Genomic DNA, 16,462 nt, shown 5'->3' with positions numbered 1-16,462 from the left:
CCGCGCGCCCATGGCTCCACCACCATGGAACACCACAGAAACCACAAGCCAATTGACACGCGGCATCCGCCGCCGATCGCTGCTCGCGGGGGTGGCGGCGCTCGGCGCGGCGGGTGTCGCCGGGGCGTCCGCCGGCTGCTCCCGGGTCGACGTCACCGGCGCGACGGGCGGCGGCCATCTGCTCGAGGACCTGCGCAGCAAGGGCACCGTGCGGATGGGCATCGCCAGCGAACCACCGTACGCCTCGATCAACAGCAAGGGCGAGCTCACCGGCGAGGCGCCGGCGGTGGCCAAGACGATCTTCCAGCGGCTGGGGATCAAGAACTTCGAGCCGGTGCCGGTCGAGTTCGGCGCGCTCGTGCCCGGCCTGCACTCCTTCCAGTACGACGTGATCGTCGCGGGCATGTTCATCAACAAGGCGCGCTGCCAGGCGGTGCTCTTCTCCGACCCGGACTACGAGTCGAAGGACGCCTTCCTCGTCCCCAAGGGGAACCCGAAGAAGATCAAGGACTATCCGGACATCGCCAAGCAGGGCCTGCGCATGGGCACCGGCATCGGCTACGCGGAGATCGACTACGCGGTCGGCAACGGCGTCAAGCAGGGCGCGATCCAGACCTACGGCGACCAGATCGCCGGCATGGAGGCGCTGGAGGCGGGCCGGATCGACGCCTTCGCCGGGACCGCCCTGACCATGATCGAGGCCCTGAAGACCGGTCAGCACCCCAAGGTGGAGATGACCGCGCCGTTCACCCCGAAGGTCGACGGCAAGCCCCAGCGCGACGGTGGCGGCTACGGCTTCCGGATCGGCGAGACCAAGCTGCGGGACGCCTTCAACCGCGAGCTGCACAAGATGAAGAAGAGCGGCGAGCTGCTGCGGATCGCCAAGCCGTACGGCTTCACCGAGGAGTTCATGACCGACCTCACCGCGAAGGAGCTCTGTAACAAGTGACCTCTGCGCTGTGGGGACTGTTCTTCGAGGGGCTGTGGATCACCGTCCAGCTGATGGTCTACAGCGCCGCCCTGGCCGCCGCTGTCGCCTTCGGCATCGGCCTGGCGCGCACCTCGCGCTTCTGGATCGTGCGCTTCCTGTCCGGTGTGTACGTGGAGTTCTTCCGCGGCACCTCGGCGCTGGTACTGATGTTCTGGCTGTTCTTCGCGCTGCCGCTGCTGGGCTGGCAGCTCGTCGGCATCTGGGCGGGCACGCTGGCCCTGGGCCTGTCGTACGGCGCGTACGGCTCCGAGATCGTGCGCGGCGCCCTCCAGGCGGTGCCGGCCGCCCAGCGGGAGGCGGCCATCGCGCTGAGCTTCTCGCCCTGGCAGCGGCTGCGCAAGGTGCTGCTGCCGCAGGCCGTTCCCGAGATGATGCCGCCGTTCAACAACCTGCTGATCGAGCTGCTCAAGGGCACCGCGCTGGCGTCGCTGCTGTCCATCGGCGAGCTCACCTTCCAGGCCAAGCTGGCCCGGCTGTCGACGGGCCAGAGCGCCCAGGTCTACGGAATCATCCTCGTGCTGTACTTCGTGGTCGCGTTCCTGGTGACCCGGATCATGCGGGTGCTGGAGCGCCGCGCCAAGGCCTCGGTCGGCCGGGCGGTGCCCAAGGGCGAGGGCTGGTTCTCCCGCAAGCTGCCCGTCGAGAAGCAGGGACCCGAGGCGCTGGCCACCGGAGGTAAGCCGTGAACAACTGGTCGTGGAGCTACATCGGCGACATCATGCCCGACCTCCTCAAGGGGCTGTGGATCACCGTCCAGGCGACGATCTACGGCTCACTGGTGGCCTTCGCGCTCGGGCTGGTGTGGGCGCTGGCCCTGCGCTCGCCGAGCCGCTGGGTGACCTGGCCGGTCAGCGCCGTCGTCGAATTCATCCGCAACACCCCGCTGCTGGTGCAGCTGTTCTTCCTGTTCTTCGTGCTGCCGAGCTGGGGGCTGACCTTCGCGCCGCTGACCACGGGCGTGATCGGTCTGGGCCTGCACTACTCGACGTACACCGCCGAGGTCTACCGCGCCGGCATCGACGGCGTGCCGCCCGGCCAGTGGGAGGCCGCCACGGCGCTGAGCCTGCCGCGCCGGCGCACCTGGATCGCGGTGATCCTGCCGCAGGCGTTCCGCCGGGTGGTGCCCGCGCTCGGCAACTACGTCATCGCGATGTTCAAGGACACGCCGATGCTGGCCGGCATCACCGTCGCCGACATGCTCTTCCAGGCGAACAGCATCAGCGCCACCACCTTCGACTACCTGGAGCCGATCACCGTCGTCGGCATCCTCTTCGTCGTCATCTCCTACCCCACCTCCCTGCTTCTGCGAGCCCTGGAGCGTCGTCTTGTCCGCTGACAGCAATTCCCCCAAGGACCACTCCGAGGAAGCGGCGGCCCCCGCGGGTGAGGGCAGCGAGCTGATCCGTTTCGACAACGTCACCAAGCGCTTCGGGGCCAACACCGTCCTGGACGCGCTGGACTTCACCGTCTCCTCGGGCAAGCACGTCACCCTCATCGGCCCGTCCGGATCCGGCAAGACCACGATTCTGCGGCTGCTGATGACGCTGCTGAAGCCGGACGAGGGCACCATCAAGGTCGGCGGCGAGTACCTGACGCACGAGGAGAAGGGCGGCAGGCTCGTACCGGCCGGGGAGAAGCACACCCGGGAGGTCCGCAAGAACATCGGCATGGTGTTCCAGCAGTTCAACCTCTTCCCCAACATGAAGGTGCTGCGCAACATCACCGAGGCGCCGGTGCACGTCCTGGGCATGAGCAAGGACGCCGCCGAGGAGCGGGCCCGCGAGCTGCTGGACCTGGTGGGGCTGACCGAGCACCTCGACAAGTACCCCACCCAGCTCTCCGGCGGCCAGCAGCAGCGGGTCGCCATCGCCCGCGCGCTGGCGATGCGCCCGCAGGTGCTGCTGCTGGACGAGGTGACCTCGGCGCTCGACCCGGAGCTGGTGGCCGGGGTGCTGGACGTGCTGCGGGACATCGCGCACACCACGGACATCACGATGCTGTGCGTCACCCACGAGATGAACTTCGCCCGGGACATCTCCGACGACGTCCTGATGTTCGACGCCGGCCGGGTCATCGAGTCCGGTTCCCCGGAGAAGATCTTCACCGAGCCGGAGCACGAACGCACCCGGGAGTTCCTGAGCGCCGTGCTTTGAACCGCGCGCCATGGGCGCGGTGAGAGAGGTGGGGGGGGGGGGGGGGGGGGGGGGGGGGCCCCCCCCCCTCCCCCCCCCCCCCCCCCCCCCCCCCCCCCCCCCCCCCCCCCCCCCCACAGGTGAACTACGCGCCCAGGGCGCCTACTTCACCGGCGCCATCTCGTCGACGATGCCCGGATGGTCGTCGATCCACTTCTCGACGCCCTTGTCCTCGTTGCCCTTGCCGGCGTCCTGGATCGCCTTCTCCAGGCTGCCGAGCTCGTCGGCGCTCATCTTCCAGTTCTTCAGCCAGCCGTGGAACTCCGGGAACTTCTCCGGGAAGCTCTTGTTGCCGACCGTCTTGATCTGGTTGTTGGCACCCCAGGTGCCCTTGGGGTCGGCGAGCTTGGTGAGCTTGTACTTGCTGTACGCCCAGTGCGGCGACCACAGCACGACCGCGACGGGCTCCTTCTTCTGGTACGCCCGGTCCAGCTCGGCGAGCATCGCGCTGGTACCGGCCGAGGTGACCTCGAAGTCCTCCAGGCCGTAGGCCGGCGCGACGGTGTCCTTGAGCCGCTTCATCTCGCCGGTACCGGGCTCGATTCCGATGATCTTGCCCTTGAACTCGTCCTTGTGGGCGCGCAGGTCGTCGAGGGTCTTCACGCCCTTGACGTAGGACGGCACCGCGATCTCCAGCGAGGTCTTGTCGTACCACGGTCCGACGTCGACGAGGTCCTTCTCGTACTTGTCCCAGTACTGCTTCTGCGCGACCGGCAGCCAGGCGTCGGTCTCCACGTCGATCTGCCCGGTGGACAGCCCGGTCCACATCGGGCCGATGTCGAGGTTGCGGATGTTCGGCCGGTAGCCGCGCTTCTCCAGGACGTTCTTCCACAGGTAGGTGGTGGCGATGCCCTCGTCCCAGGCGGGGTAGCCGATGTTCGGCGCCCGGCCCGCGTCCCTGCCCTTGGCGTAGGTGGCCTCGCCGCCCGGCGCGACCTTGTCGACCAGGCCGGGGTTCTTCTTCAGCCAGGTGCGGACGCCGTCCTGCTCATGCCCCTCGCCGGCGCTCTTGATGTCGTTCTCGAGGCTGGTGAGCTGCTTCTCGTCCAGGTGGAAGTTCTTCATCCACCGGGCGACCTCGGGCTCGTCCTTCGCGAAGCCCTTGCGGCCCAGCAGGTGCAGGCTGTCACCGGAGCCGAACGACCCCTTGGGGTCCTTGAGCTTGGTGAGCGGGTACTTGTCGTAGGCCCAGTGCGGCGACCACAGCGTGACCGCGATCGGCTTCTTCTGGTGCACGGCGCGGTCCAGCTCGCTGAGCATGGAGGCGGTGCTGGACTCCTGGACCCGGTACTCGCCGCCCAGGCCGTAGTCCTTGAGGACCTTCTCCTTGAGGATCTTCATCTCGCCGGCGCCCGGCTCGATGCCGGTGATCTTGCCGCCGAACTCGCCGCCCCTGCCCTTGAGGTCGTCGAGGGTCTTGACGCCCTTGACGTAGGACGGCACCGCGATCTCCAGCGACGTCTTGTCGTACCAGGCGCCGAGGTCCTCCAGCTGGTCCGCGTACTTCTTCCAGTACGAGGCGTGCGTGGTCGGCAGCCAGGCGTTGGTCTGGACGTCTACGTCACCTCGGGCCTGCCCGGCGAACAGCGGACCGGCCTCCAGGGCCTGCACCTTGGGCTTGTACCCGCGCTGCTCCAGGATCTCCTTCCACAGGTACGTGGTGGCCTTGCCCTCGTCCCAGTTGACGTAGCCGAGGCTGATCGGCCGGCCGTTGCCGCCGCCCTGGCCGCCGCCCTTGCCGAACACGCCCATCCCGCCGGCGACCAGCGCGAGGACGACCACACCGACCGTCGCCACGGACGTGGCGGGCCGCCACTGCAGGAACTTCAGTCCGCCGAGCGCCGCCTGCGCCTTGGCCAGCGCCCGCCGGCCGAGCGGGGAGACCCGCTGGTTGAGCGCGCCGGTCATCCGGTCCAGGTACATGGCGAGGATGACGACCGCGAGGCCCGCCTCGGCGCCCAGCGCCACGTTGACCGAGCTGATCGCGTTGTAGACGGACGAGCCCAGTCCGCCGCCGCCGACCATGCCGGCGATGACGACCATGGACAGCGCCAGCATGATGACCTGGTTGATGCCGGCCATGATCGTGGGCAGCGCCAGCGGCAGCTGGACGCGGAAGAGCGTGCGCCGCGGGTGGGTGCCGAACGCCTCGGCGGCCTCGACCAGTTCCTGGTCGACCTGCCGGATGCCGAGCTCGGTCATCCGGACCGCGGGCGGCATGGAGAAGACGATGGTGGCGACGATGCCGGGGACCACACCGAGGCCGAAGAAGAGGATGCCGGGGATGAGGTAGACCATCGCCGGCATGGTCTGCATCAGGTCCAGGACCGGGCGCAGCGCACCGCCGACGACCCGGCTGCGGGCCGCCCAGATGCCGAGCGGCACGGCGACCACGACGGTGATCAGGCAGGCCACCAGGACCAGGGAGAGCGACTCGATGGTCGGGCCCCACTGCTCGATCGAGTCGATCAGCGCGAACCCGAGGAAGGTGAGCAGGGCGGCCGGCAGACCGCGCAGCCACCAGGCGAGCACCGCGAGGATGCCGGCCAGCAGCAGCGGTTCGGGCCCGGCGAGGACCGTGTGGATCCCGTCGTAGAGGCCGTTCAGGACCTTCGTGATCAGGGTGAAGAGCCAGTCGAGGTTGTCGCGCAGCCAGTTGACGGCGTCATTGGCCCAGCTGCCTATCTGGATCCTAGGCACCGGCGATCACCTTGCCCTTGGGCTCGCTGTCCGCGGCCTTGGCGGCGGTCTTCGCCACGGACCGGGCGGGGGCGACGGCCGGGGCCGGGTCCTGGGCCGCGCCGGACTCGCCGAGCACGGCCAGCAGCCGCTCCGCCGGCACGGCACCGACCAGCGCGCCCTCGTCGTCGGTCACGGCGACCGGAACGGTGCTGGTGGAGCAGGGGGCGAACAGTTCGGCCAGCGGGGTGTCGAGGCCGACGGTCGCGGGCGCGGCGGCCCGGAACTCCGCCTCGGTGGCGAGCTCGCGCCCGTCCGGCGCCGTGGTGCCCAGCACCGTGCCGGTCCCGGTCATGATCGCGCCGGCGGTCAGCACCCGGCTGCGGTCCACGTCCTGGATGAAGGACGCGACATAGTCGTTGGCGGGCCGGACGAGGATGTCCTCGGCGCTGCCGGTCTGGACGATCCGCCCGTCCCGCATCACCGCGATCTTGTCGCCGAGGCGCATCGCCTCGTTGAGGTCGTGGGTGATGAAGACGATGGTCTTCTTCAGGGTCTTCTGCAGCTCCAGCAGCTGGTCCTGCATATCGCGGCGGATCAGCGGGTCGAGCGCGCTGAAGGACTCGTCCATCAGCAGCAGGTCGGCGTCGGTGGCCAGCGCCCGGGCCAGGCCCACGCGCTGCTGCATACCGCCGGACAGCTCGTCGGGCCAGGACTTCTCCCAGCCCTCCAGCCCAGTCAGGGCCAGCGCCTGGGTGGCGCGCCGCTCGCGCTCGGCGCGCGGCACGCCCTGCACCTCCAACCCGTAGGCGGCGTTCTCCAGCACACTGCGGTGCGGGAAGAGCGCGAAGTGCTGGAAGACCATGGAGATCTTCTCGGAGCGGACCTTGCGCAGTTCCCGGTCGCTGAGCGAGGTGAGGTCCTGGCCGTCGAAGCGGACGGTTCCGGCGGTCGGCTCCAGCAGCCCGTTGAGCATGCGCAGCAGCGTGGACTTACCGGATCCGGACAGACCCATGACGACGAAGATCTGGCCCTCGTCCACCTCGATCGACGCGTCGATCACGGCGGCGGTGGTGCCTTCGGTGCGCAGCTCGTCCCGGCTCGCGCCGGCTTCGAGGGAGCGGACCGCGTCCTCGGGTCTTCTGCCGAACACCTTGTACAGGTGCTCGGCTTGCAGCCTGGACACATAAACCTCTCTTGTCGCACGAGAAACGACCTGCCACCCCCGCAGGCAGGTCGTGGTGCGGGACGGGTTCGGCCCGCCTTCACCGGTGAAAAGTTTGGATCTCCACCGGGTCCGCACCGGCTGCGCGCCTGCCCGCCCTTATACGGCTCAAACACGACGGTGTTCTAGATCACAACGATGCGACGTATGGGGCATACGGCATCATGCGAGGTGTGACTCGACGCCTGATGCTCCTCGACACCGCCTCTCTCTACTTCCGCGCCTATTTCGGGGTACCGGAATCGGTCAAGGCGCCGGACGGTACGCCGGTGAACGCGGTACGCGGCCTGCTGGACTTCATCGCCCGGCTCGTCCAGGACCACCACCCCGACGACCTGGTCGCCTGCATGGACTTCGACTGGCGCCCCCAGTGGCGGGTCGATCTGATCCCCACCTACAAGGCGCACCGGGTCGCCGAAGAGGCCCCGGCCGGGTCCGCGGAGCCCGACGAGGAGGAGATCCCCGACACCCTCTCGCCGCAGGTCCCGGTCATCGAGGACGTCCTGGACGCGCTCGGCATCGCCCGTATCGGTGCGGCCGGCTACGAGGCCGACGACATCATCGGCACCCTGACCGCGCAGGCGAAGGGCCCGGTGGACATCGTCACCGGCGACCGCGACCTGTTCCAGCTCGTCGACGACCGGCGCGGGGTCCGCGTGCTGTACCCCCTCAAGGGCGTCGGCACGCTCCAGATCACCGACGAGGCGCTGCTGCGCGAGAAGTACGGTGTGGACGGCCCCGGCTACGCCGATCTGGCACTGCTGCGCGGCGACCCCAGCGACGGCCTGCCCGGCGTCCCGGGGATCGGCGAGAAGACCGCCGCCAAGCTGCTCGCCTCCTACGGCGACCTCGCGGGCATCATGGCCGCCGCCGAGGACCCCGCCTCGAAGGTGACCCCCGCCCAGCGCAAGCGCCTGCTGGAGGCGCGCCCGTACGTCGCCGTCGCCCCGAAGGTGGTGAAGGTGGCCGGCGACGTCGCCGTCCCGGACGTCGATCACACCCTGCCCACCGAGCCGGCCGACCCCGAGTGGCTGGAAGCGCTCGCCACACGGTGGGGTCTGGGCGGCGCCCTGCACCGTTTGCTCGTCACCCTCCACCGATGACCTGTTAGGTTAGGTATACCTAACAAGTACCGGATCAGGGGAGACCGCCGTGGCAGCAGAGCGTCCGTCCCGCAAGAAGCCCGCCGTGCACCGCGCCCGGGTACAGCGCACCGAGCGGCTCACCCCGCACATGGTCCGCGTGGTGCTGGGCGGTGAGGGGCTGGCGGAGTTCGCCGCGGGCGAGTACTCCGACCACTACGTCAAGCTGGTCTTCCCGCTGCCCGGCGTGGAGTACCCCGAGCCGTTCGACATCGCGCAGATCCGCGCCGACTTCCCGCGCGACCGCTGGCCCCGGACCCGTACGTACACCGTGCGCGCCTGGGACGGCGACGCCCGCGAGCTGACCGTGGACTTCGTGGTGCACGGCGACCAGGGCCTGGCCGGCCCCTGGGCCGCCGCCGCGAAGCCCGGCGAGGAGATCTTCCTGCTCGGCCCCGGCGGCGCCTACGCCCCCGAGCCCGGCGCCGACTGGCACCTCCTCGCCGGCGACGAGAGCGCGCTGCCCGCCATCGCGGCCTCCCTGGCCCGCATGCCCGCGGGCGTACCGGTGCACGCCTTCATCGAGGTCGCCGGCCCGGAGGAGCACCAGGACCTCGCCGCCCCGGCCGGCGCCGAGATCACCTGGCTCCACCGCGGCGGCGCCCCCGTCGGCCGCGAACTCGTCGCCGCCGTACAGGCCCTGGACTTCCCGGCCGGCCGGGTCCAGGCCTTCGTCCACGGCGAGGCCGGCTTCGTCAAGGAACTCCGCCGCCTGCTGCGCGTCGAGCGCGGCGTCCCCCGCGAGTCCCTGTCCATCTCCGGCTACTGGCGCGCCGGCCACGACGAGGACGGCTGGCAGGCCTCCAAGCGCGACTGGAACCAGCAGGTGGAGGCCGAGCAGGAGTCGCCCGCGGCGGCCTGAGCGGCGTCACCGCGCACCCCCGCCACACCGCCCGGCTACTCCACGGAGAGGTCCTCGTAGGCGAGGGTCACCGTCTCCGTGGCGGGCCCGGAGCCGGTCGCGTCCAGCTCCGGGCCCGTCCAGGAGGACGCCCAGGCGTTGGCGAGGTGGATCCGCCGGACCGGCTGCTTGGCGGCGTCGGACACGGTGATGGTGACGTTCTGCCGCGCACCGTCGACGTCGCCGTCCAGACTGGACTTGATCCAGTCGGTGAACGCCGTGCTCTTGTCCATGCCACGGGTGAGCGTGACCTCGCCGGCCCGGAGGGCGCCCGGCTGCTTGCGCACGATCAGTTCGCCGGTCGAGGAGACCTGCCGCACCTCGACCACGTCCTGACCCAGGGTCAGTCCGGAGACGTCCTGGAGGGTCTCCACCTGGAACTTGCCGAGTTCGATCGTGAAGGTATGGCTGGTGAGAGCATCGCCGGTCAACATGGGCAGGGCCTCCTGCGGTTCGCGCGTGGGCGGCCGGGGACGCCCCCCGGCCGCCTGACCACTCCTCACAACGACCGACGGCGGGCCAGGTAGCGCACCTCAACCCTGGTCCGGCCCGCCCCGGCCCTCCCCCTGCTCGTACCTGCGCGCCGACGCCTCCACATGCGCCAGCCGCCGCATCGCCATGAGGACCGCGTCCCCCAGTACGGTCCCCACCACCACGCTCTCCACCAGGCCGTCGACCTCCGCATTGCGGCCCACCCATGCGAGATCGGCGGTGGCCACCCGTTCGCAGGCCTCGGCGTAGTCGTCGACGATCTCCTCGAACTCGCCGTGCCCGATGCCCCGGAAGGTGGCCAGCGCGACGGCCAGCGCCTCGACCGCCGGGTTCTCCGGCTCCACCCGCCAGCCGCGCCGGCGGATCAGCGCCGCGACCTTGCCCCGCGCCTCCTCCATACCGTCCGGGGTGGCGGTCGGCGGCGGGGTGATCGCCAGCTGCGCGGCGCCGAGCACCTTGTGCACCGACTCGCCGGGGGAGTCGACGGCGGCCAGCACCTCGCGGACGGCCGAGACCGAGAGCCCGCCGACGTCCATCAGCCCGCGGATCAGCCGCAGCCTGCGGACGTGGCTCTCGTCGTAACTGGCCTGGTTGGGGCTGCTCAGCCGGCCCGCGGGCAGCAGCCCCTCCCGGACGTAGTACTTGATCGTCGGAACCGCGACGCCGGTCGCGCGACTCAACTCCCCGATGCGCATGCCGCCCTTTCCCGCGCCCGGCCACCGCCCGGCGCTCCTTGCCTCCCGGGGCGCCCCGCCCGCTCCCGGCCTTGCCAATCCGGTCCCCATCATAGATAGTCCAGCTATCAGATAGCGGTAAGCGCCACTATCCATTCTTCGCTTCAGGGGGACCCGTATGTCCAGATATCGTTCGCTGCTCGCCTTCTCCTGGGCGATGGCCGCGCTCGCGGTCGTCGCGGCGGTCGGCCTGGTCGTCGACGACCGGGTCCTGGCCGGCGCACCGATCTGGTTCAAGCCGCTGAAGTTCGCGGTGTCGTTCGTGGCCTACGGGCTGACGCTCGCCTGGATGCTGTCCCGGCGCCCGGTCCGAAGCCGGGCCGCCCAATGGGCCGCACACACCGTCGTGGCCGCCGGGACCATCGAAATGGCGATCATCACCGGACAGGCGATCCGCGGCCGGCGCAGCCACTTCAACATCGAAACCCCCCTGGACCAGGGCCTGTTCGTCGTCATGGGCCTCACCATCGTGGTCCTGTGGACGGCCACCCTCGTCATCGCGCTGCTGCTCTTCCGGGCCCGCCTCGGCGACCGGGCCGCGACCTGGGCGATCCGGCTCGGTCTGCTGATCGCACTGGCCGGGCTGCTGCTCGGCGGGCTGATGCTGGCGCCCACCCCGCAGCAACAGGCCGCGGGCCAACTGAGCACCGTCGTCGGCGCACACAGCGTCGGCGTCCCCGACGGCGGTCCGGCCATGCCGCTGACCGGCTGGAACACCACCGGCGGCGATCTGCGCATCCCGCACTTCGTCGGCATGCACGCCCTCCAGGCGCTGCCCCTGTTCCTGTACGGGATCGAGGCACTGGCCGGCCGGTTCGCCCGGCTGCGGCACGAGCGGGTGCGACTGCGGCTGGTGCTGGTCGCGGCCGGTCTCCTCACCGCGCTGCTGGCGCTGGTGACCTGGCAGGCGCTGCGCGGCCAGGCGCTGGTCCATCCGGACGCGCTGACGCTGGGCGCGCTGGGTGCCATCGGGGCGGCCGCCGCGATCGGGACGTACGCGGCGCTGCGGCGACCCGCGGACGCCCCCACCCAAGACGACCGCAGCACGGAATCCGCCACCCCCGCACCGGAGTTGACCGCATGAGCGACCGTACCCTCTTCGACCTGGCCTTCCTGCTCGCGGCACCGTTCTGGGCGCTGCTGGTCCTGGCCCCCGGATGGCGCTGGACCGACCGGATCGCCGCCTCGCCGCTGCCAATGGTGCCGGTCCTCGCGGTCTATCTCGCCCTGGCAGTCCCGGTCTTCCCGCAGCTGTGGGCCGCCGTCAGCCACCCCGGCCTCGCGGCGTTCCAGGAACTGCTGCGGCTGGGCGGCGGCGCCGGTGCGATCTGGGCGCAGGTGATCGCCTGGGATCTGTTCCTGGGGCAGTGGATGTACCGCGAGGCCCGCGCCCTGGGGATCCATCCGCTGGTGATGGGGCCGCTGCTGGTGCTGACCGTGCTGCTCTCCCCCCTCGGCGTGCTGCTCTTCCTCGGTCTGCGCGCGGCCGTCCGCCTCCGCAGGCGCCGCGCCACCGGAGAGCGGCACCCCGCGGCACACCGACGGCTCTCCACTCCTTGACAACAAGAGTCGTGGCGGGAGTCCCGACGGGCCGGTCGCCCTCCGGTGAACACGGCGGCGCCGCGCCCCCTGCGTACGGGAACGCGGCGCCGCCGCAGTGCCGGGGCCGGGGCCTGCCGGTCAGCCCACGGACGAGTACGCCACCACGCCCCGCAGCACACCGTCCATCGCCCGGCGGGCCGTCCGCGCCACCGAGCCCTCGGGCGGGGCGGCCGCCGCTATCTGGCCGAGGATGTCGACCAGCTGCTTGCACCAGCGGACGAAGTCGCCGGCCGGCATCTCGGCCTCGCGGAGCACCTCGTCGAGGCCGAAGCCGGAGGCCCAGCGGTAAGCCGCCCAGGCGAAGCCGAGGTCCGGCTCGCGCTGGCCGACGCCCTCCGCCTGGCTGATCTTGTGGTCCTCCTCCAGGGCGTCCAGCCGGCCCCAGATGCGGACCATCTCCCCCAGGGCGTCCCGGGCCTTGCCGGACGGCAGCTTGGGCGCCGCCGCGTCGTCCGCCTGCCGCGCCTCGTACACCAGCGCCGAGGCGCAGGCCGCCAGCTCCGCCGGGCCGAGTCCCTCCCAGACGCCGTCGCGCAGGCACTCGCTCGCCAGCAGATCCAGCTCGCCGTAGAGCCGGGCCAGCCGTCGTCCCTCGTCGGTGACCGTGTCGCCTTCGAGGTAGTCCAGCTCGGTCAGCAGCGCGCAGATCCGGTCGAAGGTACGGGCGATGGTGTTCGTCCGGCCCTCGATCCGGCGCTCCAACTGGCGGGTGTCGCGCAGCAGCCGGTGGTAGCGCTCCGCCCAGCGGGCGTGGTCCTCGCGCTCGTCGCAGCCATGGCAGGGGTGCGCGCGCAGCTCCGTACGGAGCCGGGCGATCTCGCGGTCGTCGGCCGCCTCCGAACGGGGCCTGCGATGCCGCGACGGCACCATATGGCCCGCCTTCGTCCGCAGCGCGGACGCCAGATCGCGGCGCGACTGCGGGCTGCGGGCGTTGAACGACTTGGGGATCCGCATCCGGTCCAGCGCCGCGACCGGCACCGGGAAGTCGATCGAGGCCAGCCGCTTGACCTGCCGCTCGGCGGTCAGCACCAGCGGCCGCGGGCCGTCCTGGGCGTCGAAGCCGCGGTGGCCGTTGGTCCGCCCCGAGGGCATGCCGGGGTCCAGGACCAGCGCCAGGCCCGCGTACTTTCCGGTGGGCACATGGATGACATCGCCGGGCTTGAGCTTCTCCAGGGCGGCCGCGGCGGCCACCCGCCGCTGTGCCGCGCCCTGCTTGGCCAGCTCCGTCTCCCGGTCCTTCAGCTCCCGCCGCAGCCGGGAGTACTCCTCGAAGTCGCCGAGATGGCAGGTCATCGAGCCGCGGTAGCCGGCCAGCCCCTCCTCGTTCTTCTGCACCTGGCGCGATATCCCGACGACCGACTTGTCGGCCTGGAACTGTGCGAAGGACATCTCCAGCAGCTCCCGCGAGCGGTGCCGGCCGAACTGGGAGACGAGGTTGACCGCCATGTTGTACGACGGCTTGAAGGAGGAACGCAGCGGATACGTACGCGTCCCGGCGAGGCCGGCCAGCGCACCGGGGTTCATCCCCCGCTGCCACAGCACCACCGCATGGCCCTCGACGTCGATGCCGCGGCGCCCGGCCCGGCCCGTCAGCTGGGTGTACTCGCCGGGGGTGATGTCGGCGTGCTGCTCGCCGTTCCACTTCACGAGCTTTTCCAACACCACCGACCGCGCGGGCATGTTGATGCCCAGGGCCAGTGTCTCGGTCGCGAAGACGGCCTTGACCAGGCCCTTGACGAACAGCTCCTCGACGACCTCCTTGAAGGTCGGCAGCATGCCGGCGTGGTGCGCCGCGATGCCCCGCTCCAGGCCCTCCAACCACTCGTAGTAGCCCAGCACATGGAGATCGGTGTCCGGGATACCGGCCGTCCGCGCCTCCACTATGCGGCGGACCTCCTCACGGCCCTCCTGGTCGTTGAGCCGCAGTCCCGAATAGAGGCACTGCTGGACGGCGGCCTCACAGCCGGCCCGGCTGAAGATGAAGGTGATCGCGGGCAGCAGGCCCTCGTTGTCCAGGCGGTCGATGACCTCGGGCCGGCTCGGCGTCCAGATCCGGGCGCGCTGGCGCCGCTCCCGCTCACGGTCCGCCTCGCGCAGATTGCGGCCCCGGCGCTTGTCCCTGCCGAAGGTCGGCCGGCTGTTCTCCATCCGCGCCAGCCGCTCCAGGTCGGGGTTGACCTCGCGGCGGCCACCGCCGCTCCGGCCGTCCCGCTCCTCGAACAGGTCGTAGATCCGGCGGCCGGCCAGGACGTGCTGCCACAGCGGCACCGGACGGTGCTCGGAGACGATCACGGCGGTGTCGCCACGGACCGTGTCCAGCCAGTCGCCGAACTCCTCGGCGTTGGAGACCGTCGCCGACAGTGACACCAGCGTCACCGACTCGGGGAGATGGATGATCACCTCTTCCCATACGGCGCCGCGGAAGCGGTCGGAGAGGTAGTGCACCTCGTCCATGACCACATAGCCGAGGCCGACCAGCGACTGGGAGCCGGAGTACAGCATGTTCCGCAGCACTTCGGTGGTCATCACGATCACCGGCGCCTCGGAGTTGACGCTGTTGTCGCCGGTCAGCAGACCGACCTTGTCCGCGCCGTAACGCTTGACCAGATCCTGGAACTTCTGGTTGGACAGCGCCTTGATGGGCGTGGTGTAGAAGCATTTGCGGCCCTGCTCCAGGGCCAGATGGACGGCGAATTCGCCGACGATCGTCTTGCCGGACCCGGTGGGGGCCGCGACCAGCACGCCTTTTCCGGCCTCCAGGGCCTGGCATGCCTCGACCTGGAACGGATCCAGATCGAAGTCGTACATCTCTCGGAACGGGGCGAGTGCGGTGGCCTGCTCGGCCGCCCGGAGCTTGGCGGCGGCATAGCGCTCAGCAGGGGACATGTCCTCGGTCATCGTGCTTACGAGACTACCGGCCACCTCTGACAACGACCCGATCTTTATGTGCGGCCTTTACCGAGCGGATGTGACGCCCGGGTCCGCACAGCGCGACGGCCCCGGCTCGTCGAGCACGGGGCCGTCACGGCATGTCATGAACCGTTACGTCACGTCGTCGTAGCCGCCGCGACGCGCCGTGCCGCCCTCGCCGGCGTCCCCGCCCGCCTGCTCGGGGAGCATCCGCCCGGACGACACCGACTCGATCTCGCCGACCCGCTCGGGCGTCAGGTCCAGCTCGGAGGCCTCGTCGTCGCTCAGCCCCGCGTCCGGGTTGCCCAGCCTGCGGCGGCGGTCGTTGAGCAGGCAGACGCCGGCGGCACCGAAGTACAGCACCACGATCGGGGCGGCCAGCAGGCCCATGGTCAGCGGGTCACCGGTCGGCGTGGCCAGCGCCGCGAAGATCGTGATGCCCAGCACCATGAACCGCCACCAGCTCATGATCCGGCGGCCGGTGAGCACCCCGCCGAAGTTGAGCAGTACCAGCACCAGCGGCAGTTCGAAGGCGAGGCCGAAGACCAGCACCATGCGCGTGACGATGTCGAAGAACTCGTCGGCCGGAAACTGGTTGGCCCAGTCGCTGGGCGTCAGCCCGACCAGCGCGCCCGCGGTGGTCGGCAGCACCGCGTAGGCGAGGTAGGCGCCGCCGAGGAACAGCGGCACGCCGGCGCCGACGAAGCTCAGCGCGTACTTCTTCTCGTGCCGGTGCAGCCCCGGGGCGAGGAAGGCCCAGAGCTGGTAGAGCCACACCGGGCTGGCGATGACCACGCCCGTGGTGAGGGAGAGCTTGAGCATGATCGTGAACGGTGCCAGCAGACCGTTCGCGGTGACCACGACGCACGGATGGTCCCGCGGCGCGGCCGCCGTGGTGCCCTTGGGGCATCCCACCGTGTCGATCACCGGGCCCGTGATGAAGTGAGCGATCCACTCGTACTGCCACATCGCAACGGCGGTGACCACACCCATCGCCAGCACCGACTTCAGCAGCCTGTTACGCAGCTCACGCAGGTGCGCCGCGAGCGGCATCCGCCCCTCGGGGTCCTTCTCCTGCTTGCGGGCAGACTTGAGCAACCCACTTCCTCGTCTCGTGCATCAGCCGTGACCGACCCCGGGCCGGTGCGACTGGATCGGTTCGGTCAGCTCTGCTTGGTGGTGTTCGGCTCGGCCACGGGGCGCGAGCTGCTCACATCACCGGGAGCCGCCTGGATCGTACGAGGGGCCGGCTGCGCGGCCTCGGAGGAAGCCTCGGACGTCGTACCGGTGGTGGCACCGCCCTCCGCCTCGCCGTCCTTCTTCATCGCCTTGGCCTCGCTCTTGAGGATGCGAGCGGACTTGCCGAGCGAACGCGCCATGTCCGGCAGCTTCTTCGCGCCGAACAGCAGCACAATGACAACGAGGATCAGAATGATCTCGGGGGCCCTCAGGTTGCTGAGCATGTGCGACTACCTTCTCGCCGGGGCGGCGTCTGCTGGTTGCCTGCCGATGGGTCGGACTGGCGTGCTGGTGCTGCATCGATCGTAACGTTCGGTGGTGAACGCCGGGCAATCCCCTTGCATACTCCCGATTG

Annotated in this window: 15 protein-coding genes; 8 read left to right on the top strand and 7 right to left on the bottom strand. The window is 70.4% G+C overall.

Annotated features, from left to right (window positions below):
* Positions 1 to 10: 10 nt before the first annotated feature.
* Genes ehuB through ehuA form a run of 4 tightly spaced genes read left to right on the top strand, consistent with a single transcriptional unit; the run spans position 11 to position 3,144 of the window.
* Positions 11 to 949 carry an ectoine/hydroxyectoine ABC transporter substrate-binding protein EhuB gene (gene ehuB, locus AC0680_RS24160; RefSeq protein ID WP_478632225.1) on the top strand — a complete coding sequence of 313 codons (939 nt, stop codon included), beginning with the start codon at positions 11 to 13 and terminating at the stop codon, positions 947 to 949.
* Positions 946 to 1,677 carry an ectoine/hydroxyectoine ABC transporter permease subunit EhuC gene (gene ehuC, locus AC0680_RS24155; protein ID WP_478632223.1) on the top strand — a complete coding sequence of 244 codons (732 nt, stop codon included), beginning with the start codon at positions 946 to 948 and terminating at the stop codon, positions 1,675 to 1,677. Before ehuB ends, ehuC begins: the two co-directional genes overlap by 4 nt.
* Positions 1,678 to 1,709: 32 nt before the next feature.
* Positions 1,710 to 2,327, top strand: a complete 618-nt coding sequence (gene ehuD / locus AC0680_RS24150; RefSeq protein ID WP_384431236.1) for an ectoine/hydroxyectoine ABC transporter permease subunit EhuD — start codon at positions 1,710 to 1,712, stop codon at positions 2,325 to 2,327.
* The gene (ehuA, locus tag AC0680_RS24145; RefSeq protein ID WP_478632220.1) at positions 2,317 to 3,144 is read left to right on the top strand and encodes an ectoine/hydroxyectoine ABC transporter ATP-binding protein EhuA; all 828 of its coding nucleotides are present in this window, start codon (positions 2,317 to 2,319) and stop codon (positions 3,142 to 3,144) included. The genes ehuD and ehuA overlap by 11 nt, the downstream gene beginning before the upstream one ends.
* Before the next feature lie 141 nt (positions 3,145 to 3,285).
* On the opposite strand, the gene AC0680_RS24140 is transcribed toward ehuA, so the two are convergent.
* Complete coding sequence (locus tag AC0680_RS24140) at positions 3,286 to 5,883, bottom strand: ABC transporter permease/substrate binding protein (RefSeq protein ID WP_478632218.1); 2,598 nt, start codon at positions 5,881 to 5,883, stop codon at positions 3,286 to 3,288.
* A complete protein-coding gene (locus AC0680_RS24135) occupies positions 5,876 to 7,048 on the bottom strand; it encodes a quaternary amine ABC transporter ATP-binding protein (protein ID WP_478632215.1) in 1,173 nt (390 codons plus the stop codon). The genes AC0680_RS24140 and AC0680_RS24135 overlap by 8 nt, the downstream gene beginning before the upstream one ends.
* A 227-nt stretch (positions 7,049 to 7,275) precedes the next feature.
* On the opposite strand from AC0680_RS24135, the gene AC0680_RS24130 reads away from it, so the two are divergent.
* Positions 7,276 to 8,190: a 5'-3' exonuclease gene (locus AC0680_RS24130; protein WP_478632328.1), complete on the top strand. Its 915-nt coding sequence runs from the start codon at positions 7,276 to 7,278 to the stop codon at positions 8,188 to 8,190.
* A gap of 49 nt (positions 8,191 to 8,239) precedes the next feature.
* On the top strand, positions 8,240 to 9,091 hold the full coding sequence (locus AC0680_RS24125; RefSeq protein ID WP_478632213.1) for a siderophore-interacting protein: 852 nt from the start codon (positions 8,240 to 8,242) through the stop codon (positions 9,089 to 9,091).
* Positions 9,092 to 9,126: 35 nt separating this feature from the next.
* Here the strand turns inward: AC0680_RS24125 and AC0680_RS24120 are convergent, their stop codons facing one another.
* Together AC0680_RS24120 and AC0680_RS24115 are read right to left on the bottom strand one after the other, a co-directional pair.
* A complete protein-coding gene (locus AC0680_RS24120; protein ID WP_478632210.1) occupies positions 9,127 to 9,564 on the bottom strand; it encodes a phage tail protein in 438 nt (145 codons plus the stop codon).
* Positions 9,565 to 9,663: 99 nt separating this feature from the next.
* Positions 9,664 to 10,317, bottom strand: coding sequence for a MerR family transcriptional regulator (locus AC0680_RS24115; protein ID WP_478632209.1), 654 nt, complete (start codon positions 10,315 to 10,317; stop codon positions 9,664 to 9,666).
* Positions 10,318 to 10,513: 196 nt separating this feature from the next.
* Between AC0680_RS24115 and AC0680_RS24110 the strand changes: the two genes are divergently transcribed.
* Positions 10,514 to 11,440 (top strand): hypothetical protein, encoded by a 927-nt coding sequence (locus AC0680_RS24110; RefSeq protein WP_478632326.1) that lies wholly within the window; start codon positions 10,514 to 10,516, stop codon positions 11,438 to 11,440.
* Positions 11,437 to 11,916 (top strand): ABA4-like family protein, encoded by a 480-nt coding sequence (locus AC0680_RS24105; RefSeq protein ID WP_478632206.1) that lies wholly within the window; start codon positions 11,437 to 11,439, stop codon positions 11,914 to 11,916. The genes AC0680_RS24110 and AC0680_RS24105 overlap by 4 nt, the downstream gene beginning before the upstream one ends.
* A 120-nt stretch (positions 11,917 to 12,036) precedes the next feature.
* On the opposite strand, the gene AC0680_RS24100 is transcribed toward AC0680_RS24105, so the two are convergent.
* The 3 genes from AC0680_RS24100 to tatA form a co-directional block, all read right to left on the bottom strand.
* Positions 12,037 to 14,856: a DEAD/DEAH box helicase gene (locus AC0680_RS24100; RefSeq protein WP_478632204.1), complete on the bottom strand. Its 2,820-nt coding sequence runs from the start codon at positions 14,854 to 14,856 to the stop codon at positions 12,037 to 12,039.
* Positions 14,857 to 15,000: 144 nt separating this feature from the next.
* Positions 15,001 to 15,966, bottom strand: coding sequence for a twin-arginine translocase subunit TatC (gene tatC, locus AC0680_RS24095; protein WP_478632201.1), 966 nt, complete (start codon positions 15,964 to 15,966; stop codon positions 15,001 to 15,003).
* Between the two features lie 65 nt (positions 15,967 to 16,031).
* Entirely contained in the window at positions 16,032 to 16,331 is a 300-nt protein-coding gene (gene tatA, locus AC0680_RS24090; protein WP_478632198.1) for a Sec-independent protein translocase subunit TatA, read from the bottom strand.
* Between the last annotated feature and the right edge of the window lie 131 nt (positions 16,332 to 16,462).

The organism is Streptomyces sp. NPDC043738 (genome assembly GCF_056436545.1).
Note: the sequence above shows the minus strand (reverse complement) of the source record. Positions and strands in the feature narration are given on the sequence as shown.